The organism is Lentzea alba (assembly GCF_011067745.1).
In the GTDB taxonomy this organism is placed as follows: Bacteria; Actinomycetota; Actinomycetes; order Mycobacteriales; family Pseudonocardiaceae; genus Lentzea; species Lentzea alba.
Genome location: NZ_JAAMPJ010000018.1, coordinates 137664 through 158725 on the forward strand (window position 1 = coordinate 137664; position 21062 = coordinate 158725).

The window sequence follows — 21062 nt, forward strand, 5'->3', positions numbered from 1 at the left end:
TTAGGGCGTGAATGCCGGTGGGGAAAAGCCCAAGACCGAACGCGAGGACCGGTTCGCGGCGTACTTCGCCGAGAGATCGGGCGCGCTGCGCGCGACCGCGTTCCTGCTGTGCGGTGACTGGCACCGCGCGGAGGACCTCGTCCAGAACGCGTTCGTGAAGCTGTACCTGGTGTGGCACCGGGTCGGTCAGGACGAGAAGCTCGACTCCTACACGCGCCAGATCCTCGTGCGGACCTTCCTGGACGAGAAACGGCGTGGGTTCTTCCGCCGGGAGCAGCCGATCTCCGATGTCGGGGACCGCCCGCTGCCCGAACCGGACGACCACGTCGAGAACCGCATGGTGCTGGCGCACGCGCTCGCCGCCGTCGCTCCCCGGCAGCGGGCCGTGCTGGTGCTGCGGATCTGGGAGGACCTGTCCGTCGAGGACACCGCGAAGGCGATGGGGTGCACCACGGGGACGGTCAAGAGCCAGCTGGCCCGCGGCCTCGCGGCGATGCGGTCGCTGGTGCCGGCCACCAGCGCATGACCACGGGGAACAGCTGGGTTTCGCAGAGCAAGGAGTCCGGGATGGATCAGCGCGAGCTGCGGGCGGCGATGGACCACGCCGTGGCGGTGACACTGCCGCCGATGAGGGAAGAACCCGTCCTGGCGGCCGGACGGCAAGCGCTCAAACGGCGCCGGGCGACGCGGGCGAGCATCGGCAGCGCGGCGGTGGTCGCGGTCATCGCGGCCGGGGTGGCCGTGCTCGCCCCGTCCCCGAGCCACGACAGCGGCACACTCGTCGCCGACCAACCCTCTGTCGGGCAGAACCCGCCGCCCAAAGGACGCACGGCCACCTCCGGCGTGCACTACGACCGGGGTGTGGCCCTGGCGGCCGCACTGGACGCCGTGGCACCGGCCGGGTACGCGAAACCGGACGACCTCAGAGGTGTCGGCGACTACGCCGGCCGGACGTTGAAGAACCACGAGGCCTTTTCGCTCGGAGTGGTCGACGGCTCAGAGGTGTGGAGCTACTCCGCGGGCACTCCTCTGACCAAGGACGGCGGTGTCGGCGAAATGATCGCCACGGTCTTCACGCCGGGACGGAGGACGACCGGGGACGGCTGCGGACTGACCCCGGTGCCGTGGGACGCCGCCCAGGCTCAGTGCACCGAGGTGAACGTCGGCGGCAAGAAGGTCGCGGTCGCGGACGTCACCTACCCGCCCGTCGACGGCCTGGCTCCTGCTCAGTGGGCCGGCTACCGCGACGCGGACGGCACTTTGGTGTTCGTCATGCAGACCGCCCGAGTCGCCAGGGCAGGCCACCCCGGCTTGAGCGCGATGCCGATGACCGGTCAGCAGTTGGCCGCGGTGGCCGCTGACCCACGCCTCAGGCCGTGGTGAGAAAGGGGCCGTCGCAGGGAAAGACTCCCGGAGACGGCCCCATCAGCTCGCTCGGTCAGGACCTCCGCGTCACCTTGTTCGCCACGACGAGCGGGGCGAACTGGACCCAGTCGACGTTCGGTCCCCACGCGGCCGGGTTGCCGAAGGTGACCGCACCGGCCGGGGTGGCCAGGTCGAGCGGTGACGTCTCCAGCCAGAACCCGTCCCACGTGTAGTTGTGGCGGTACCGGGTGGCCGTCGCCTTGCCGCCCGCCTCGGTGGCGACGAGCATCCGGTTGATGATGTCGGTGTTGTACGGGTGGCCGGTGTTCTTGTCGGCCTGGGCGTAGGCGACGGTCAGGTTGTACTGGCCGGCGCCCACCCCGGCGCGGGGAACCGTGAGCGTGCCGTTGTTGCCGAGGTAGCCGACGTAGGAGCCGCCGGACGCCCACGGGCCCGTCGCGATCGTCGCGCCGCCTGCCAGCTGACCGGCCTCGGCCTCGACGCGGACCGCGTTGCGGTCGGCCGCGGCGTCACGGGTCAGCGTGAGCGTGCCGGTGACGAGCGGGGTGCTGCCGTCGTTGGACAGCTTGACCTCGGTGATGCCCGCCTTGAGGTGCACCGTGGTGCTGCCGTTCCACGCACCGGCGCAGGTGGTGGTCAAGGTCGCACCGGTGACCTTGCGGCCGGAGAGCGTGAGGCCGAGCGCGCTCTTGCCGGTCGAGGTCAGGGTGGTGTCGAGCCGGTAGTAACCGTCCTCCGCCGCGGACACGTAGGTGGTGAGGGACTGGCCCGCCCGCAGGACCGTGCTGGAGCCACGGGCGTCGGACAGCGGGTACACCGTCCTTTCCGGCCCCTTGACCTCGGTCAGGTCGACGCGGTCGAGCGTGATGTCCGACGAACCGCCGAGGTACCCGGCGGGACCGCTGGTGCGCAACGAGATCCGGTGCGTGCCCGCGGTGAGCTGGACGGGCGTGTCGTACCGGCCGCGGTAGGTCCAGCTCAGCGTCGCGGGCAGCGTCAGGTTCCGCACGTGGGCGTCGTCCACGTAGAGAGCCTGCTGACCGACGAACGCGTTGGTGCCGTAGAAGACGCCGAGGTTGTACGTGCCGGTGCGCGGCACGGTCACGTTGACGGTCACGCGGGAGTCCGGCTTGTTCATGGAGCCGACGTCCTTGCGGCCGGACGTGGTGTAGCGCATGGCCATGTCCCAGGAACCCGATCCGTCGTCCTGGACGTACACCTGGGCGTTCTCCACCGTGCCGTTCTCGGCCTCGTAGCTCGCCTGCCACGGCGCGTTCGCCACCGGCGGTGCACCGGAGCCGGCCGGCGTGACGATCACCTGGTACGCGGCCAGCTGGTCGCCACCGGGCACCTTGACCGTCGCTTTGCCGTTCGCCACGCGGATTCGCGACGCCGCCACCACCGGCGGCTGTCCCGCGTCACCTTCGTAGCCGCTCCAGCTGACCTTGGAGACCCGCACGTCGACCTGGTCGCCGAACACCTTGCGGTCGATGCCCGCGAGAGCGACGTCCACCTCGTTCGCCGTGCCGCCGAGCAGAACCGTTGCCTTCGCACCACCGCGGTTCAGCGTGGCCATGCCCTGCAGGGTGTCCCGGACGTTCGGCTGCGGCGGCGTCACCTTGACCGTGTTGCCGGACAAGTCCCCGTACCACTTCGTGAGCCACCAGCCGCCGTTGGCGCGGCCCGCCCGCACCGCGTGGTCGCTGAGGTTGCCGGCCATGGACCAGAACGCCATGTGACCGTCCACTTTGGTGTCTTCCAGCATGGTGATCCACTGCACCATCTGGCCGGGCACCGAGGTGTCGCGCTTGTTGGTGTACTCGTTGATGACGATCTCGCGCGGCGAGATGCCGAGCTGCTTTTCCATCTCGCGGTACTCCGCGTAGTTCTTGCGGTAGTACTGGAGCGAGTCCGGACCGAGCTCGTGCCAGCTGGTCATCTCCGGCAGCACGTTGTTGGCCTTGGCGTAGGTGAGGAACTCGCGCAGGTGGTCCGCGCGGTAGCGGGTCTCACCGATGCCGGCGATGCGGGCGTTCGGCAGCACGGACTTCACCAGGCGGTAGATCCTGGTCCAGTCGGCGAAGAACTTCTGCTTCTTGTTCGCCCAGTCCGAGTACCAGATGCCGTCCGGCTCGTTGAAGATCGTCCACACGAACTTGTCGCGGTCGGGACGCTGGGCGACCTTCTCCAGCTGGGGACGCAACTTCGCGGCGTAGTCGTCGATGCCCAGGTCCTCGTACGGCCACTTGCTGTACGCGTCCTGCGCGTAGATGTGCATCTCACTGCCACCCGTGGCGAAGAACTCGTCCGCGAGCTTCAGCGCGTCGCCGTTGGGGTGCTGGTCCCCGTCGGGCGCCTTCTGCGAGATGCTGCGCAGCCGCATGCCGGCGACGAGGTCCTGGGACGGGACACCGGAGTCGCCCAGGCCGTAGAGCATGCCCGTCGCACCGCCGCGGAACGCGCCGGTCGAGGAACCGAGGTCCACGCGCAGGGTCTCGGTCGCGGCGACGGCGACCGACGGGGACAGGGAGGTGAGCGCTAACGCGGCAACGACCGCGCAGGCAGGGAAACGCATCGGAGCTCCATTTCGGATCACTTGACGGCACCACCGGTGATGCCCGAGATGATCTTTCGCTGGGCGACGGCGAGCACGACCACGAGTGGCAGGCTCATCAACAGGACGTAGGCGAAGATCAGGTGCCAGTTGTTCAGGTACAGCCCGGCACTCGCCACGCGGAACAGGTTCAGCGGCAGGGTGTCGAGCCGGCCGCCGACGACGAAGAACGCGTAGAACACGTCGTTCCACACGTACAGGCAGATCAGGATCGTGGCGGTGGCGAGCACCGGTCGCAGCAGCGGCAGCACGATCCGCCAGAACACCATGAACGGGCCGGCGCCGTCGATCTGCGCGGCCTCCTCCAGCGCCGGCGGGATGGTCCGCACGAAGCCGGTGACGAAGAAGATCACGGTGGACAGGTAGATGCCCGTGTAGACACCGATCATGCCGATCGCGCTGCCCGCGAGCCCGAGCTGGCGCAACAACAACACCACCGTGACGACGGCCGGTGGCAGCACGATCCCGCTGATGCCCAACGCGTACAGCACGGCGTTCAACCGGGTCGCGCGACGGGCCAGCACCCACGCCGCCATCGACCCGAAGGTCAGCAGCAACGCGACCGTGGGCACGACGACCAGCAGGCTGCCGAAGAACGCGGCGGGCACCTCGCCGTCGACCCACACCTGCCGGAGGTTCTCGAGCAGCTGCCAGTGTTGCGGCAACGAGAGATCCGGGTTGAGAGCCTCGCCCTGCGACTTGGCCGCGGTCACCACCACGAGCCACAGCGGGATCCCGATCACGCTCAGCACGAGCGCGATCGCCGCGACGGGCTGCGCCCTGGTCCAGAACCGGCTCACAGCACCGCCTCCCGCCTGCGCAGCGTCCGGATCACCGGGAACGCCAGCAGCGCGACGAGCAGGAACAGCACCAGGCTCATCGCGGTGGCCTGGGCGAACAGGCCCTGCCCGAACGTGCGGTAGATGAAGATGTTGAGGATCTCGGTGGTGCGCGCGGGTCCGCCGCCGGTGGTGGCCTGGACGATGTCGAACCCGTTCATCGACCCCAGCAACGCGGTGGCCACGTTGAACGTGACCGCGGGCGCCAGCAGCGGGAACCTGATCGACCAGAACGCCCTGGCGCGGGACGCGCCGTCGATGCGCGCCGCCTCGATCAGGTCCTCGGGAATCGTTTTGAGGCCCGCCAGGTAGATGAGCATCGACAGCCCCATCCACTTCCACGCGTGGATCACCGCGACCACGACGATCGTCCAGGTCGTGTCACCGAGCCACGCGTAGTCGATGCCGAGCAGGTGGTTCAGACTGCCCTGCGGTTTCAGCAACGCCTGGAAGATGTAGCCGACCGCGAGCGCGGACATCAGCACGGGCACCAGGAAGAAGATCCGCGCCACTCGGTTGAGCGTGTTGTCGCGTTCGAGCAGGACCGCCAGCCCGAAACCGAAGAGGTTCTGGAACAACGCCACCAGCACCGCGTAGACGAGCGTGATCCGCACCGCGCGCAGCAGCGTGCCGTCCGACGCGAGCTGGGTGAAGTTGTCGAAACCCGTCGGGTTGATCGAGCTCTTGAAGCCGGACCAGTCGGTGAACGCGTAGACGAAGTTGAACAGCGTCGGCAGGAAGAAGAAGACGAGCAGGATGGCGAAGGCCGGCGCCAGGAACCACATCGGGTGCGTCTGCCGTTTGACGGTGTTGCGACGCGGCGTGTCCGGCGCGGGGAGCGGCCGCACCGGCGACCGCTCCCGCACTGCTGCGGAGGTGACGGGCATCAGAACCCCGGCGCCCCGGCCGCCTTGGCCAGCTGGGCGAACTGGTCCTGGGTCGCCTTCGCGACCTGCTCCGGCGTCATCGTCCCGACGATCATGTCGGCGAGGTTGATGTACAGGTCCGGGTTCGCGACCGCGAGCGCCTGCATGGAGCCGACCGCGGTGCCCAGCGACGCGTGCACGTCGAGCAGGGCCTTGGGCACGCCCGCCGGGTTGGCGACCGCGGGCTGCAACGATACGGTCTTGCGGGCGTTGACGAACTCCTGGTAGCCGGGGCCCATCCAGTACGCCAGCAGCTGCCTCGCGGCGGCCTCGCGCTTGGCGTCACCGGTGCGGAACGCGACCAGCGCGTTGGACTGGTCCGGGATGAACGTACCGATGTTGCCCGACGGCGAGATCGGGAAGAACCCGATCTTCTTGTCCAGCGTCGCGGTGTCGGACTTCGCCTGCAGCTGCCCGAAGAACGAGTTGACCTGCACGGCCATCGCGGCCTTGCCGTCGAGCAGCGCGGCGCCCTGGTCCTCGAACTTGGCGGTCTTGATGTCGGAGTTGAACAGTCCCTCGTCGATCAGGCCCTTGTACTTCTTGATCGTGTCGAGCACGACCGGGCTGGTGAAGGTCTCCTTGCCGGTGTTGATCTTCTCCCAGAGCCCGTTCTTGGCGGCGTCGGCGAGCTGGACCTGCACCCACCACTGGGTCGCCCAGCGGTCACCCGCCATCTCGAAGAACGGCGTGACGCCCTTGGCCTTGAGCGACCTGGCCGCCGTGACCATCTCGTCGAAGTTCTTCGGCAGCGCGGTGATCCCGTTGGCCGCGAAGACCTCCTTGTTGTAGTAGACCCCCTCGACGGCCGGGCTGGTGACCAGTGCCGCGTACCGGGTGCCGTCGAGGATGCCGGTGATGTCCTTCAGTTCCGGCGCGAGCTTCGACAGCCACGGAGCATCGGTGAGCGGCTGGAGGTTCGACTTGGCGTTGATCGCCGTGAGCATCGACGCGGTGGGCTGCCAGAACGCGAGGTCCGGCTTGTCACCGGTGGCCACCTTGGTCTGCACGCCCTGTTCGTACGGGTCCGGGATGGTCACGACGTCGACGTCGGCACCGGTCGCCTTCTCGAACGACGCCACCACCTGTTCCGGCACGGTGTTGCTGTTCTGCGCCGCCCAGATCGTCAGCTTGACACCGCTGAGGGACGCGGTGGGGTCGGCCCAGGAGACCGCGTCACCGGTGCTGGTGTTCGCACCGGGGTCACTGCACGCCGTGAGTCCTAGCAGGAGAGCGGCGGCGAGGCTGATCCAACTCTTCATCGGGCGGATCCTTCGGTGGGTGAGGGAATCGGGGACGTGCGAGGGGTGATCCGGAACAGGCGCGCCGAGGCCGGGAGCCGTTCGGCAGTCAGGGTCAGCTCTCCCGCTGGTCCGTTCCAGCCGGACGTCCATTCGGGAAGATGACACGGGTAGAGCACTTCCAGGTCGACGTCGCCGCCACGCAGGTGCGGCAACGACAACGTCACGCCCGGCTGGTCGGCGTCGCGCTGCCACACCGCCAGGTAGGTGATGTCACCGGAGGTCAGGGCGAGACTCAGCCACCGGTCGCTCCACGAGGGAAAACCCAGTGGCCACACCGGAACCGCGGTGGCGAGGTCGGTCCGGATCTCCTGGTGCACGCGCACCGCGGCCCGCACGGACTCGAACTGGGCGGCCGTCATGAGGTTGAGGTGGCCGGACAGGTACAGGCGTCCGAGCATCCCGGTGCACATCGTGAAGGCGATGTCCTCGTCGGACATGTCCGGCTGCGGGTAGGCCCAGCTCGCCGACTGTTCCGGCAGCAACGACATCGGCGCGGCCACCGCGATCGGCGGGTAGAGCAGGTGGTCCTGCTGGTCGCTGGTGGACTGCAGCTGCGTGCGGGCCAGCATCGCGTAGTCCATCCGCATGGCACCCGACGCGCAGTTCTCCAGGATCAGGCCGGGATGCCGGTCCAGCACACCGTCGAGCCACGCGAGGTGCGCGCGGTTGCAGGCGAGCAGGCCCGCGCCCGCGCTGTCGGCAGCCACGTCCGTGCCGGCGCCGGCGTCGATGTTGTAGTCCAGCTTGAAGTACCCCACGCCCAGCTCGCCCACCAGCCGGTCGACCACCTCGTCCAGGTGCGCGACGGCCCGCGGGTGGCGCAGGTCCAGGTGGTAGCGGCCGTGCTCGACGACCCGGACGCCACCGCGTTGCAGGAACGCCGCCGGTGGCAGCCGGTCGGCCAGCGGGCTGCGCACGCCGATCACCTCCGGCTCCAGCCAGAGGCCGGGCACCATGCCGCGATCGCGGATGTGCGCGATGACTTCCTGGATCCCGCCGGGGAACCGGGTCCGCGACGGCTGCCACTCACCGACGCTGTCCCACCAGCTGGAGCCGTTGTCGTACCAGCCCGCGTCGATGCAGAAGATCTCCGCACCGGCGGCCGCGGCCGCGTCGATCAACGGCAGCAGCTTCGCCGTGGTGGGATCACCCATGAGCGTGTTCATGTAGTCGTTGAACACCACCGGCAACGCGGTCCGGTCGTGGTGCGGGCGCACGATCTCGCGACGGTGCCGGGTGAGCGCGGCGACCGCACCGTCCACACCGGACTGCGACACCGCCACCGACACCGGCACGGAGGTGAACGACTCGCCGGGCAGCAGGCGGTGCTGCCACTGGTGGTCGATGTCGGTCGGCCCGAGCAACGCGACGTAGGCGCCGTCCATCCGTTCGGCCACCTCCCACCGCCAGGCGCCGTTGTGCTCGACCTGCCACAACCACGTCTGCCCGGTCCGCCGGTCGGCCAGGCCACCGGTCGGCAGGACCGTGCCCGTCGACCACGTGCCGGTGCTGATCACGGCGAGACTGCCACGGCCGTCCTGGCCGTGCAGCCCGAGGTTGAGGTCGGGCACCGCGTCCGCGCGCAGCGGCCGGCGGGACCACCGGCCCTCGCCGAGCCATTCGCTGTCCCCGCGCAGCACGTCGAGGTCCTCGACCCGCGCCCCGCCGAAGCTCGCGGCGAACGAGGTCACACCCTGCAGGGTCAACGACTCCTGGCCGTGGTTGGTCACCGTGGTGGTGATCTGGCAGGCGGCGACCCCGTCGACCGACCGGAACGTGGTCCGCGCGGCCAGGCCGGTCCGCTCGTCCCGCTGGTCGACGTGCAGCTCACTCCACTTGCCGTCGGTGCGGCGGACGGAGCCCGCGTAGACCAGGCGCCGGCCGACGGCGGTCTCGGAGAAGCGGTGCGACACCCGCGCCCTGCCCTCCCCCACCACCAGCACCTCGACCAGCGGCTGCGCGACCCGAGGGTGTTCGACTGGACCACCACCGGCCGTGAGGGAACGGACGACGACCGAGCCGTCCGCCGCCACGTCCACCACGAGTTCCAGCGCCGAATGCCCCCAGACCACTCCGGTCGCGGACTCGATGGAGATCAATGTTGCCTCATTCCTGCTGGTCCATGCGGTGTGACCGGTCACATCGTCGCCACAGTGTGAGCGCTAACACAGCGCAGGAAAAGAGTGCGTTACGCAGTTGTTACCGCGGCGGCGCGGTGGACTCGCGGACCACGAGCGACGGCGGCGCGAGTGCCACCACCTGCCGGGGTTCGCCTGCCACCTCGGCGGCGATCGCGGCCAGGCAAGCCCGCCCGAGCGCCACGAAGTCCATCCGCACGGTCGTGAGCGCCGGCGTCCAGTAGGCCGCACCGGGCACGTCGTCGAAGCCGACGATGCTGACGTCGCCCGGCACGTCCCGGCCCGCCTCGTAGAGCGCCCGGCGCACCGCCAGCGCCGTGTCGTCGTTGCCGCACAACACCGCCGTCACGTCCGGATCGGCCGCCAGCCGTACACCGGCAAGATAGGCCGAGCGCACGTCCCACCCGGCCGTCAGCACCTCGGGCACACGCACGTCCGCCGCCTCGAGCGCGGCTCGCCACCCCGACTGCCGGGCGCTCGTGCCGCTCTCCGACGGGATCGCCACGTGGTGCACCGTGCGATGCCCCAACTCCAGCAGGTGCCTGGTCGCGTCGACGGCGGCCTGCCGTTCGTCCAGGAAGACCATCGACCGCTCGACCCCCGCGAGCCCACCGGCCTCCGTGGCGGCCACCGCGGGAACCTTCGCGGGCAACGCCCGCAGCACCTCGGCACCGGCGGTGTCGAACGCGATCACCACCACACCACCCGCGTTGGGATCGCTGACGTGCTCGACCGCGTGCTGGACGTCGACCGCCCCGTCCGACTCCACCACCCGGACCCCGACGGCGAACCCCGCCGACCGCGCGGCCTCCTCGATGCCCTGCAACGTCGCGGCATAGCCGTACAACGTGGTGTTGGCGACCACCACCGTCACCGTGTTCGACAGCCCGGAGCCGAGCGCGCGCGCCGCGCGGTTCGGGCGGTACCCCAGCTGTTCGATGACCTCGAGCACGTGCCGGCGGGTGTCGGCGTTCACCCGCGGCGAGTCGTTCAGCACCCGTGACACGGTCTGGTACGAGACGCCGGCGGCGGCCGCGACATCCCGGATGCTCGGCGTGGCGAAAGATCGTCGTGTCACGCCGACATCGTTATCGCTGCCGGTCGCGGCGTCAAAGCCGGGTGCCTTTGGGGCGTGTCCCGGGAGGTGTCAGCAGAGTGTCCATCTTGGACAGACGCGCGTCACGGAGCACCGAGTGGTCCGGGACGCGCGCGGGCGATGACGAGTACAGCTGCTGCCGAGGGCGGTGCTCTCTGCGGATCTTCGACTCGCCGGGGCGTGATCGGCGGACAACGCCGCTACCCTGAGTGCGAGCTGCTTCGCCAGGGGGTGACGGGTGTCCGACCGGCCTGAGGTGAGCAACCAGGTGTCCGGAACCTCCGACCTCGTCATCCAGGCGCACACGATCACCGGCGGCGTCAGCATCCAGCGCGCCGCCGTGCTGCCCGCGCCGCGTGAGCTCCCGGCCGAGGTGTTCGGGTTCGCCGGTCGCACCGAGCAGCTGGCGCGGCTCGACGCGTTGCTCGACTCGCCGGCGATGGCGCTGACGGTGGTGGCGGGTACCGCGGGCGTCGGCAAGACCGCGCTGGTGGTGCAGTGGGCGCATCGGGCCCGCCACCGGTTCCCCGACGGTCAGCTGTACGTGGACCTGCGCGGCTACGGTCCGGACGCCCCGGTCGAGCCCGCGGAGGCGCTCGAGGCGTTTCTGCGGGCGCTCGGGGTGAGCGGCGCGGACATTCCGTTCGACGTGTCCGAACGTGCGGCGCGGTTTCGCAGTCTGGTGGACGGCCGCCGCGTCCTGGTGGTGCTCGACAACGCGCGGGCTCCGGAACAGGTGCGGCCGCTGTTGCCCGGCAGCTCGTCCTGCGCGGTCGTCGTGACCAGCCGCGCCACGTTGTCCGGTCTGGTGGCGCGCGACGGCGCTCGCGTGCTGGACCTCGACGTGCTCACCGTTGCCGAGGCCACCGATCTCCTGCGGTCGCTGATCGGGGCGCAGGTCGACGACGAGGAACTGACAGCGCTGGCGGATCGGTGTGCCCGGCTGCCGTTGGCGTTGCGCATCGCGGCGGAGCTCGTGGTCTCCCGGCCGCGGACGCCGGTGGCCGAGCTGCGGGCCGAGCTGGCCGACGACAGCCTCGACGTGCTGGACGCGGGCGGCGATCCCAAGACCGCCGTGCGGGCCGTCTTCTCGTGGTCCTACCAGCATCTCGACCCGCACGTGGCCAAGGCGTTCCGCCGGCTCGGCCGCCATCCGGGCCGCGATCTCGACCTCCACGCCGCGGTCGCGCTGACGGGTGACGACCTGCGCACGACGCGACGGACCATGGACCGGTTGCTGCAGGCCCACCTGGTGCACGAGACCGAACGCGGCAGGTTCGGCATGCACGACCTGTTGCGGGTGTACGCGGCCGAACTGGCGCGGCAGAACGGCGACGACCCGCTCACCGCGTTGTTCGACTTCTACCTGCAGTCGGCCGCCCGCGCGATGGACCTGATCGTGCCGGAGGAACGCGCCCGCCGGCCGCGCATCGAGGCCACCGGCGTCGTCGCACCGCTCACCGACCGGGCGGCGGCCGAGGCGTGGCTCGAGGTCGAACGCCCGACGCTGATGGCCGTCGCCAAGCAGGCGGCGCGGGGACGGCTCCCCGGCCACGCCGTCCTCATGTCGCAGGTCCTGTGGCGTTTTCTCGACAACCGGGCGTACCACGACGACACGCTCGCCCTGAACGTCCACGCGCTCAAGGCCGTCCGGCAGCTCGACGACCCCGCCCTGGAAGCGAGCGCCGAGAACAACCTCGGCACCGTCTACTGGCAGCTGCGCCGCTACGACGACGCCCTGCACCACCTGCACCGGTCGCTGGAACTCGCCCGTGCCGCCGGTCGCCGCGGTGTCGAGGCGAGCGCGCTGTGCAACCTCGGTGTCGTGTACCGCCTCGTCGGCGACTACGACAGCGCACTGGAGAGCCTGAACCTCGCTCTGTCGATCGCCGCGGACCGCGCCGACCACACGATGCTGGCGCGCAACGGTTATCACCTCGGCAACGTCTACGAACGCCTGCGCCGGTACGAGGAAGCGGCCGACCACCTCGAAGCGGCGTTGCGCAGCGCCGAAACCAGTGGCAACCGCACGATCGAGGCACGCGTCCAGTGCCACCTCGGCGCCGTCTGCACCGAACTCGGCCGCGTCACCGACGCCCAGCACCACCTCGACCGCGCGCTGGACCTCGCCCACGACAACAGCGACCGCACCATCGAAGCCCGCACCCTGCGCAATCTCGGTGTCCTGCAACAGAAAACCGGCAGACTCCACGACGCGCTCGCCACTCTCGGCCGAGCCCTGGGCCTGGCCGAGGCCATTCGCGACACGCTCCTGCACGTCGAGATCCTGAACAGCTTCGCGGCCGCCGCACTGGCCGCCGGTGACACCGAGAACGCCTTCGCCCATCACGACCTCGCGCTCCTGCTGGCGACGCGGATCGGTGACGCCTACGAGCAGGCCCGCGCACACCTCGGGTTGAGCGAGGTCCTGGTGGAGCTCGACGACTCCGAGCACGCACGCCGGCATCACCGGCGCGCGCTCGTCCTCTTCGAAGGCCTCGGCCTGCCGCCAGTCAGGTGAACTTGCGCTCGACCGTGCGCGAACAGCCGGGTGATCCAGGTTGAGTGGTCACATCCGACTCGTTGATCGAGGTGACTGACATGCGTGACGCCGTGCACCTGCTGGAGACGTGGGCGGCGGGGCGATCACGTGGCCAGGAGGAACCTGCCACCAAGATCGCCGAACTCGTCGCGACGGCGTTGGCCGACGACACCGCGATGCGGCAGCTGCTCGCCGAGGCGGAGGACAACGCGGTGACCGAGCGAACGCGCCTGCGTGCTCAGCTCGCGTTGGAGGACGAAGCCGAGAGGAATCCGGCCTTCGGTCGTGCGTTGCGGGCCGCGCTCGGGGACGACGCGTTTGTCGCGCCTGTGTACATCGGCGCTCACGACGTTGCCGTGGTCGATGATGACGTCGACGTCGTGCAGCGGTTGTTCTTCGGTCGCGACGACGCCGAGCACGACATGGCGGACGGGTTGCTGCGGCAGGGTTTTCTGCGCACCACGGCCTACTCCGAGGTGGTGTCCGGACGCAAGACGCTGATCATCGGACGCAAGGGCTCCGGCAAGAGCGCGATCTGCATGCACCTGGCGGAGAACGACGGCGGCACCGCGGTGGTCATCACGCCGGACGACGCCGCCGGCGACGAGCTGCGCCGTTTCGTGCTGGACGGGCTCACCACGGCGTCGGCGAAGGCGTTGTTGTGGCGCTACGTCTTCGCGGTGCAGACCGCCAGGTACCTGGTGCGGCACGCCTCCGGCGACGCGCACCGGCGGACTCCGTCGTCGGTGGGGACGCTGGAGCGGTTCCTGCGGGACAACGGCGAGCTCAGCGAGGAAAGCCTCTACCACCGCGTCGTCCGGGCCGGGCGCGGGTTGATGTCGTCGTTCTCGCTGGAGGCCTTCGGGGTCGCGGTGGCGGTCGAGAGGAACGGCGCCCCTGACGGTGTCAGCGCGTCCCGGCAGCTCGACGTCGTGGAAGCCGGGGTGCGGAAGGCCTTCCACGACCTCGGTTGCGCGGGCGACCACGGGCCGTTGCTGGTCATGGTCGACCAGCTCGAACAGGTGTGGTCGGACGAGCCGGACACCGAAGCGCTCGTCATCGGGTTGCTGCTGGCGGGAAAGCACGCGGCGCTCACCTACGGTGGTGCGTTGCGGTGTGTCTTCTTCTTGCGCTCGGACATCTACGACACGCTGGACTTCAGCGACGCGGACAAGTTCCACAGCGACGAGATCCGCCTCAGCTGGACCGTGGGTTTGTTGCACGACTTGGCATTGGTGCGCGCCGGGGTGTCGCTCGGGCGCCGGCTGCTGCCGCACGAGTTGTGGGGTGAGGTCTTTCCCGAAACGGTGGCGGGTCAGCCCACCGCCGACTACCTGTTCGCGCGCACTCTCCCGCGTCCGCGCGACGCGATCCAGTTCCTCAACCAGTGTCGCGACACCGCGGTGAGCAACGGCCACCGGCGGATCTCCGAGCGCGACGTCTTGGACGCCACGCTGGTGTTCTCCCGGTGGAAACTGCTCGATCTCGCGAAGGAGTACAGCGTCCGGTACCCGTTCCTCGGCGCGCTGCTCACCGTGTTCCGGGACGCGGGGCACGAACAGACGCGGACCTCCATCGCCGAGTTGTTCCAGCCGTTCCAAGAAGCTCTGCAGAGCCGGTACGAGGACTACGCGCCGTTCTTCGACCCGGACGTGATCATCGAACTGCTGTTCTCGGTCGGGTTTCTCGGTGTCAGCCGCGAGGACAGGTACGTGTACTGGGGGACGACTGAAACGCCGGTGCTGCCCTACGAGTCGGAGTTCTGCGTGCACCCGTGCTTCCGGCCCGCGCTCGGTGCCACGCGACCGGTCAATCCCACGGTGACCAACAACTTCACCGGCAGCGTGGTCGGCCGGGTGGTACAGGCCAACACCATCCGCGGCGACATCGTCTACGGCAGTTTCAGCAACACCGACCCGGTGTTCCGGCGCTGGTGGCAACGCAAGAAGAAACCCTAGTCCGAATCAAATGTTGAGAACATCTGAATGATGTGAGTATCCTTGCGGCCATGGTGAGGCTAACCAGGGTGCAGCAGCAGGAGCGCACGCGTGCGTCCGTGCTGGCAGCGGCGAAGGAAGAGTTCACTGAGCACGGCTACGCCCTGGCGAAGATCGACCGGATCGCCGAGCGCGCCGAGCTGACCCGCGGGGCGGTGTACTCGAACTTTCCCAGCAAACGGGCGCTGTACCTGGCGGTGCTGATCGACCTGGTCGAGAGCACGCCGGCAAGCGCGGCGGCACCGCCCGTGTCGTTGGAAGAAGCACTGGGGGCGTTCGCCAGGACGTGGCTGGAGCGGTTGCCACTGGTCGGCGAGACGGCGTCGGGCGGACGGCTGCAACTCCGCTCGCTCGCCGGTGTTTTCGACGACGACCACGGGCGCACGATGCTGGCACAGGTCGCGGCACTGGAGGCGTTGCTGCTCGGAGCCGCGCTGGAAGGCGGGACGCCGACGCGGAGGGTGCGGCTGGCGTCGCTGGTGCTCACCCTGCTGGGCGGCGCCGGTCAACTGGCCGAGACCGCGCCGGGTTCCGGTGATCCTTTCGACGTGGCGCTCGCGTGTCAGCACCTGGCCGGTCTCGATCTCGCGGACACCTGGGCGCCGCCGCACCTGGCGTTCGTCAAGCCGGCGCGCCCCTGCCGGGAGACCTGGGATCCGCCCGCGGATCTCGTCGATCGGGTGGGCGGGGGTCGGGTCGACCTCGCCGCCGACGGTCTGATCGCGGTGCTGGGAGCCGGTCGTCTCGGTGCGGCCGAGGAAGCCTTCCGGTCCGCCCGGACCGGTGAGCAGGTGACGGTGGTCGTCGTCGTGGGTGATGCCGCCGAGACCGGCCGGCTCCTGCGGCTCCGGATCGCCGACCTGACGGGGTGTCTGCGGCGCGTGCTTTCGTTGCCGTCACTGCGAATCGTGCTCGACGACAACGGCGTGGTGGCTGCCGCGCTCGGGCTCGCCGATGTCGGAGACGACACCGAAGCCGCGGTGCGCGTTCAGGGTGGGGTGATCGTCGCTCGGGCTCACGGGCGAGGTGCCGCGCACGCCGCGAATGCCGGGGTCAGCGCATGACCGTGCTGCACACCTTGCGCTGCATCGGATTCGCGGGTTGCCCGCGGATCGCCGGTGCGGTCGGCATGCCCGAGTCCGATGTGGAGTCGGAGCTGATCGACCTGGCGGTGGCCGGTCTCGTCACGCACCTGCCCGGCGAGTTCGGCGGGTGGGGCCTCACGGACGCCGGCCGGGTCGCGGACGCCGAGCGAAGCACCGGCGAACTGGAGTCGGCTGGCGCCCGTCCCGCTCTCACCGCGGCGTTCGACGGTTTCCTGGTGCTCAACCCGGAACTGCTCGACCTCTGCACGGCCTGGCAGCTGCGTTCGGCAGACGGTGTCATGATCGCCAACGACCACCGCGACCGGTCCTACGACGCCCGCGTGCTCGCCCGGTTCGCCGAGTTCCACGAGCGCGCCGTCGTCGTCTGCCACGAGCTGTCCGCCGCCCTGCCTCGCTTCGACCGCTACCGGATCCGTCTCGCCGAAGCCCTGAAACGCGCCGACGCGGGCGAACTGGGTTACGTGGCCGACGACATCGGGTCGTACCACTCCGTGTGGGCCGAACTGCACGAAGACCTGCTCGCCACGCTCGGAATCCCGCGATGAAGTGGATCCGGCCGCTCTCCGCCCAGATCGACGAACCCGCGGAGGTGGTGGGCGGCAAGGCACACGGCCTGCTGGTGTTGCACCGGCTGGGTTTGCCGGTGCCGCCGGCGTTCGTGATCACCACCGAGGCGTGCCGCGCGTTCCTGCGTGACGGCCGCTTCCCCGACGGGCTCAGCGACGAGCTCGCCCTCGCCCGGCGTGACATCGCCGGCGCCGCGGTGTCCGTTCGGTCCGGCGCCGGCGTCTCGATGCCCGGCATGATGAACACGATGCTGAACGTCGACCGGGACCTGGAACAGGCCGTCGCGAGCGTCTTCTCGTCGTGGCACACCCCACGCGCCCGCACCTATCGCGAGCTGCACGACATCCCGCACGACCTGGGCACCGCCGTCATCGTCCAGGCGATGGTCCTCGGCGACCGCGACGAGCACAGCGGCACCGGTGTCGCCTTCAGCCGCGACCCCAACACCGGCGCTCCTGCCCCATTTGGCGAAGTCCTTTTCGGACACCAGGGCGACGCCGTCGTCTCCGGCGCGGCACTGACCGAACCCCTGCAGCACCTCGCCGACCGAGAACCGTTGGTGTGGAACGGTTTGCTCGACGCCTTGCACCGAATCGAAGCCCATTACCGCGACGCTTGCTACGTCGAGTTCACCTACGAGTCAGGCGAACTCTGGCTGCTGCAGGTCCGCCCAGGCAGATTCGCCGGCGCCGCCGCCGTCCGCCTCGCCACCGACCTGGCCGACGAAGGCGTGATCGACCGCCACACGGCACTGCTCAGGGTTTCACCGCAGCACCTCCGGCACGTCCACACCCCGCGCATGGCCGCGGAGCACGTCCTGGCCAGAGGACTGGGCGCCTGCCCGGGCGTCACGACGGGCCGGGTGGCCACCACGACCGACAGCGCGGTACGCCTGGCCGCCGCCGGCCCGGTAGTCCTGGTGCGCCCGGAAACCTCGCCGCACGACATGCGCGGTCTGGCCGCCGCCACCGGCATCGTCACCGCCCGCGGTGGCCCCGCCAGCCACGCCGCGGTGGTGGCCCGTGCGATGGGAAAGCCCGCTGTGGTGGGAATCGCCGACCTCGTCGTGGACAAGGGCTCGCTGCACATCGGCGGACACACCGTCGCCGAAGGCACCGTCATCACCATCGACGGCACCAGCGGCGAGGTGGCCCTGGGCAGCCAACCCACCGTCACCACGACCGCACACACTCACCTGACCCGGCTACTCACGTGGGCCGACGACGTGTCCGGCAACCACACCGACCGAGACGAAGCCGAACGCCTAACCGCCGCCCACGCGGCCCTCCGCACCTAAACCCGAATCTCGAAGCGCACCCGTTCACTCACACCAACCCCACCAGCCCCATTTTTCGACACGCGGGGACCTTTCGTTCGCTCTGACAGTACGAAGGCGCCCCGCGTGCCCGTTGGCAAGCGGGGTGGGGTTGCGGAGCGTGGTGGTCGTGGCGCCGCTTCACCCGAAGGTGTGGGCACGGGTTAAGGCCGCACGGTGGCGCCGAAACCTGTCCATCGCAGGTCGGGTGGAAGGTGGCCCATGTCGTTGTAGAGCACCAAAGTCGGCGCCAGGCCGGAGCGGTGCTCGATCACCGTCAACGCCGCGTTCCCGCAGTTCAGCTCCAGCCACCGCACCGGCGGCGCGTCGAGCGCGTGCCGCACCAGCCAGGCCACCGGATAGGCGTGTGTCACCAGGACCTCGTGCGTCTCGACGTCGGCCGGACGAGCAAACCTGCTGATCAACGCCTCGGCACTGCGCGCGCCGGCCGCGGCTTCCGCAGCGTCGTACCCGTCGAAGAACCCCGCCCACGCGGCAGGCGGGTGCTCGGGCACGTACGGCACGTGGTCGACGAGCTCGACCGCCTCGCGCACCGGCACACCCGGCAGTTGGTCGCCCATCACCTGTGCCGACCGCACCGCCCGTGGCAGGGGCGAGTGCCAGATGACGTCGATCGGCAGGCACGCAAGGCGTTCGCCGAGGAGGTGCGATTGACGCCGCCCGGCCTCGGTCAGCTCGCCGAACGGGTCCGCCGCGCCGTGCCGCACCACGTACAGGTGCCGAGTCGCCATGATATCAGGATACTGCCGTCATCCAGATGTTCACAACATCCGATCGTGTTTCTCGAAGAGCGCTTCGAAGGCGTCGAGCACGGCGGGGACGCTGAACTTCACCGCGGCCGTGCCGTCGGAGACCGGGGGCTCGTCGCGCAGTGATCGCAGCCCTGAGGTGATGGCGGCCGCGTCGCCTGGGGGCACGATGAGCCCGAAACCCGTCTCCCGCACGGGAATGCGCACGCCGGGCAGGTCGCTCGCCAGCACCGGCACCCCTGCCAGCATGGCGACGACCTGCACGATGCCGAACGCCTCGAAGGCGTTCACGGAGGGCAGCGCGAACACGTCGAGGGAGGCGTAGAAGTCGCCGAGGTCCTCGTCGGGCACGAACCCCAGCAGCTTGATCCGCGGGTCTCCGTCGACGTGCGCGCGCACGCGGGCGATGACGCTGCCCCCCGCGACGTTGCCGAAGTCGCCGCCGATCAGCAGGCGCGCGGACGGGTCGTCGAGTGCTCGAAAGCCGTCGACCAGGTGCTCGACACCCTTCTCCTCCACGATCCGGCCGAGGAAGCCCACGTGCAGGCCATCTCCGTCGCGGAACCGCGGCACGCCCGCGGGCACCGGGCGGCAAGGCGGCGGCACGGTGGCCAGGTGCGGCTGGATCGACGGCCACAGCCTGCTCTCCCGCGCGTAGTCCTCGCTCGTCGCCACGACGGCGGCCGCGCGGCGCATCGCCAGCCGGCTGGACGCGTCGATCACCTTGCCCTGCACCGAGTTCACCAGGCCGGGTGGCAGGCTGACGTCGCAGTGGTAGGTCACGACGACCGGGCACTTCGCCAGCGCCGCCACCGGGCCCGCCTCCAGCATCGGCAGGTGGAGGTTGAGCACGCGAGCGTTCGCCGAGGCCTCACGCACCATCGTGGCGAACGCCGGGCTGATCACTCCCTTGCCGAACCGGGCGAGCACCGGTGCGCGGCTCACCCGCACACCGTTGATCGTCTCCTCGTGCGGCAGCGACGGGTCGTGCCGGGTCGTGATCACGCGGACGCGTTTTCCGCGCTCGGCGAGCCCCTCCGCGACGTCCCGCGCGAAGTTGGTCAGGCCCGACACGTACGGCGTGTAGTAGGTCAGGGCGATGACGAGGTCGTCGAGCACAGTTCGCTCTCCTGTCGTGGGGTGATGAGCAGCAGCCGGACTCCGGCGAGCCAGCCGGCCAGGGAACCGGCGAGGAACGCGATCTCCGCGCGCAGCAACAGATCTGGGATCACGGCGAACGTCACCGCCGCCGTCGCGACGCCGGCCAGCCAGCTCCACGCGACCCGGCTGTGCAGCGCGCCCGCGACCAGTGCCTGCGTGGTGACGATCAGCCCGAGGTGGGCGACGACGCCGAGCGCGATCAGCGCGAGGTCCACAGAGGACACGCGGTAGAGGTGCCCGAACACGAGCCGCACCAGCCAGGGGCCGAACGTGAACGCCACCGCGACGCCGGCGGCAGCGGTCAGCGCGAGCACGGAAGCCAACCGCGTCAGGACGGTGCGTGCCGGCTTCCCGCCGATCACCGGCAGCAGCGCCGTCTGCAACGGAACCGCGACGAACAACGGGATCCGTGCGAGCAGGAAGGCCGCGAGGAACGCACCGGCCTGGGCCCGTTCGTCCGGAGCGGCGATCGCGGTCACCAGGACCGGGACACCGTTGAGCAGCAGCTGCGCGCAGATGGATCCGACCAGCAACGGCGACACCGCCCGTGCGATGTCGCGCACGGGCACCTCACTGTCTCCCTGCCACCAGATGCCGGCCAGCACGGGCAGGTGTGCCACCGCGACCGCCGCCACGAGGGTCCACTCGAACTGCGCGCTCGTCGTGGCTCCGAGCCACCCTGCCAGAAGCGCGAACGCCACGCGCAAAGCGGTGTCGATCACGAGCAGCCCGCCGTGCCACGCCAGCTTCCCGCTGCCGATCAGCCAGCCGCGCACCAGGAACTGCCCCGCGGACAGGAAGCACAGCACCACCACGGCAGGCGACACGAACACCGCCAGCGCGCCCACGGCGACGGCCATGGCGAGCGCGACCACGGCGGCCGGACGTAGCGCGTGAGGGCCGAGGCGCGCCAGTTCCTGTTCCACCGGGAGGAAAGCACCGAACCCGACGAGCAGCGCGATCGACCAGAACGCGCCGAAGTCGCTGTACTCCGCGGGTGAGACGTTGCGTGCGACAACCGCGAGGTAGGTGTTGACCAGAAGGCCGGACAGGACGACGCACACCCCGACGAAACCGAGTGCACGGACCATGTGCGGCACAGTATCGGCCGCCATTTGGCGGTTTTCCCGTCCGTAACGGGAATCCGGGGTATGGCAACGCAGATGTAGCAAAGCGCGGCGCGCTCGGGCCCTTCGCGTAACGGGCGGTGGCTAGCTTCTGACGCCTCGCCCATCCGAACCCCCCTAGGACATCGGCGCGTGACAACAGAAACGATCCCGCTCGCTCCCGAAGCACCCACA

The 21062-nt window shown here is 69.8% G+C and carries 16 protein-coding genes; 7 read left to right on the forward strand and 9 right to left on the reverse strand.

The window, feature by feature from the left end; translation table 11 throughout:
• Window positions 1–7 precede the first annotated feature (7 nt).
• Entirely contained in the window at window positions 8–526 is a 519-nt protein-coding gene (locus G7043_RS44200; protein WP_166055104.1) for a SigE family RNA polymerase sigma factor, read from the forward strand.
• Window positions 527–567: 41 nt separating this feature from the next.
• On the forward strand, window positions 568–1383 hold the full coding sequence (locus G7043_RS44205; RefSeq protein ID WP_166055106.1) for a hypothetical protein: 816 nt from the start codon (window positions 568–570) through the stop codon (window positions 1381–1383).
• 55 nt (window positions 1384–1438) lie between these two features.
• Here the strand turns inward: G7043_RS44205 and G7043_RS44210 are convergent, their stop codons facing one another.
• The 6 genes from G7043_RS44210 to G7043_RS44235 all read right to left on the reverse strand — a co-directional run bounded on the left by G7043_RS44210 (window position 1439) and on the right by G7043_RS44235 (window position 10285).
• Window positions 1439–3961 (reverse strand): CBM35 domain-containing protein, encoded by a 2523-nt coding sequence (locus G7043_RS44210; RefSeq protein WP_166055108.1) that lies wholly within the window; start codon window positions 3959–3961, stop codon window positions 1439–1441.
• Between the two features lie 17 nt (window positions 3962–3978).
• The gene (locus G7043_RS44215; RefSeq protein WP_166055110.1) at window positions 3979–4800 is read right to left on the reverse strand and encodes a carbohydrate ABC transporter permease; all 822 of its coding nucleotides are present in this window, start codon (window positions 4798–4800) and stop codon (window positions 3979–3981) included.
• Window positions 4797–5726, reverse strand: coding sequence for a carbohydrate ABC transporter permease (locus G7043_RS44220; protein ID WP_166055112.1), 930 nt, complete (start codon window positions 5724–5726; stop codon window positions 4797–4799). Before G7043_RS44220 ends, G7043_RS44215 begins: the two co-directional genes overlap by 4 nt.
• Window positions 5726–7027 (reverse strand): ABC transporter substrate-binding protein, encoded by a 1302-nt coding sequence (locus G7043_RS44225; protein WP_166055114.1) that lies wholly within the window; start codon window positions 7025–7027, stop codon window positions 5726–5728. Before G7043_RS44225 ends, G7043_RS44220 begins: the two co-directional genes overlap by 1 nt.
• Window positions 7024–9168 carry a glycoside hydrolase family 36 protein gene (locus G7043_RS44230; RefSeq protein ID WP_207312549.1) on the reverse strand — a complete coding sequence of 715 codons (2145 nt, stop codon included), beginning with the start codon at window positions 9166–9168 and terminating at the stop codon, window positions 7024–7026. The genes G7043_RS44225 and G7043_RS44230 overlap by 4 nt, the downstream gene beginning before the upstream one ends.
• A gap of 100 nt (window positions 9169–9268) precedes the next feature.
• Window positions 9269–10285, reverse strand: coding sequence for a LacI family DNA-binding transcriptional regulator (locus G7043_RS44235; protein ID WP_166055116.1), 1017 nt, complete (start codon window positions 10283–10285; stop codon window positions 9269–9271).
• 256 nt (window positions 10286–10541) lie between these two features.
• On the opposite strand from G7043_RS44235, the gene G7043_RS44240 reads away from it, so the two are divergent.
• From G7043_RS44240 to G7043_RS44260, 5 genes are all read left to right on the forward strand, one after another.
• Window positions 10542–12824: an ATP-binding protein gene (locus G7043_RS44240; RefSeq protein ID WP_166055118.1), complete on the forward strand. Its 2283-nt coding sequence runs from the start codon at window positions 10542–10544 to the stop codon at window positions 12822–12824.
• Window positions 12825–12904: 80 nt separating this feature from the next.
• On the forward strand, window positions 12905–14803 hold the full coding sequence (locus G7043_RS44245; protein ID WP_166055120.1) for a P-loop ATPase, Sll1717 family: 1899 nt from the start codon (window positions 12905–12907) through the stop codon (window positions 14801–14803).
• Window positions 14804–14853: 50 nt separating this feature from the next.
• The gene (locus tag G7043_RS44250; protein ID WP_166055122.1) at window positions 14854–15906 is read left to right on the forward strand and encodes a helix-turn-helix domain-containing protein; all 1053 of its coding nucleotides are present in this window, start codon (window positions 14854–14856) and stop codon (window positions 15904–15906) included.
• Window positions 15903–16493, forward strand: a complete 591-nt coding sequence (locus G7043_RS44255; protein ID WP_166055124.1) for a transcriptional regulator — start codon at window positions 15903–15905, stop codon at window positions 16491–16493. Before G7043_RS44250 ends, G7043_RS44255 begins: the two co-directional genes overlap by 4 nt.
• Window positions 16490–17812 carry a PEP/pyruvate-binding domain-containing protein gene (locus G7043_RS44260; protein WP_166055126.1) on the forward strand — a complete coding sequence of 441 codons (1323 nt, stop codon included), beginning with the start codon at window positions 16490–16492 and terminating at the stop codon, window positions 17810–17812. Before G7043_RS44255 ends, G7043_RS44260 begins: the two co-directional genes overlap by 4 nt.
• A gap of 182 nt (window positions 17813–17994) precedes the next feature.
• Here the strand turns inward: G7043_RS44260 and G7043_RS44265 are convergent, their stop codons facing one another.
• From G7043_RS44265 to G7043_RS44275, 3 genes are read right to left on the reverse strand one after another with little or no spacing between them, the layout of a single operon-like run.
• A complete protein-coding gene (locus G7043_RS44265; protein WP_166055129.1) occupies window positions 17995–18582 on the reverse strand; it encodes a histidine phosphatase family protein in 588 nt (195 codons plus the stop codon).
• A 30-nt stretch (window positions 18583–18612) separates the two neighbouring features.
• Window positions 18613–19719: a glycosyltransferase family 4 protein gene (locus G7043_RS44270; RefSeq protein ID WP_313888396.1), complete on the reverse strand. Its 1107-nt coding sequence runs from the start codon at window positions 19717–19719 to the stop codon at window positions 18613–18615.
• Window positions 19692–20852, reverse strand: a complete 1161-nt coding sequence (locus G7043_RS44275) for a lipopolysaccharide biosynthesis protein (RefSeq protein ID WP_166055131.1) — start codon at window positions 20850–20852, stop codon at window positions 19692–19694. The genes G7043_RS44270 and G7043_RS44275 overlap by 28 nt, the downstream gene beginning before the upstream one ends.
• Window positions 20853–21062 lie beyond the last annotated feature (210 nt).

Coding starts and splice junctions, on each gene's coding strand:
- G7043_RS44205 (WP_166055106.1), top strand. CDS start 568: ATGGATCAGCGCGAGCTGCGGGCGGCGATGGACCACGCCGTGGCGGTG.
- G7043_RS44210 (WP_166055108.1), bottom strand. CDS start 3,961: ATGCGTTTCCCTGCCTGCGCGGTCGTTGCCGCGTTAGCGCTCACCTCC.
- G7043_RS44220 (WP_166055112.1), bottom strand. CDS start 5,726: ATGCCCGTCACCTCCGCAGCAGTGCGGGAGCGGTCGCCGGTGCGGCCG.
- G7043_RS44225 (WP_166055114.1), bottom strand. CDS start 7,027: ATGAAGAGTTGGATCAGCCTCGCCGCCGCTCTCCTGCTAGGACTCACG.
- G7043_RS44245 (WP_166055120.1), top strand. CDS start 12,905: ATGCGTGACGCCGTGCACCTGCTGGAGACGTGGGCGGCGGGGCGATCA.
- G7043_RS44250 (WP_166055122.1), top strand. CDS start 14,854: ATGGTGAGGCTAACCAGGGTGCAGCAGCAGGAGCGCACGCGTGCGTCC.
- G7043_RS44255 (WP_166055124.1), top strand. CDS start 15,903: ATGACCGTGCTGCACACCTTGCGCTGCATCGGATTCGCGGGTTGCCCG.
- G7043_RS44260 (WP_166055126.1), top strand. CDS start 16,490: ATGAAGTGGATCCGGCCGCTCTCCGCCCAGATCGACGAACCCGCGGAG.
- G7043_RS44265 (WP_166055129.1), bottom strand. CDS start 18,582: ATGGCGACTCGGCACCTGTACGTGGTGCGGCACGGCGCGGCGGACCCG.
- G7043_RS44275 (WP_166055131.1), bottom strand. CDS start 20,852: ATGGTCCGTGCACTCGGTTTCGTCGGGGTGTGCGTCGTCCTGTCCGGC.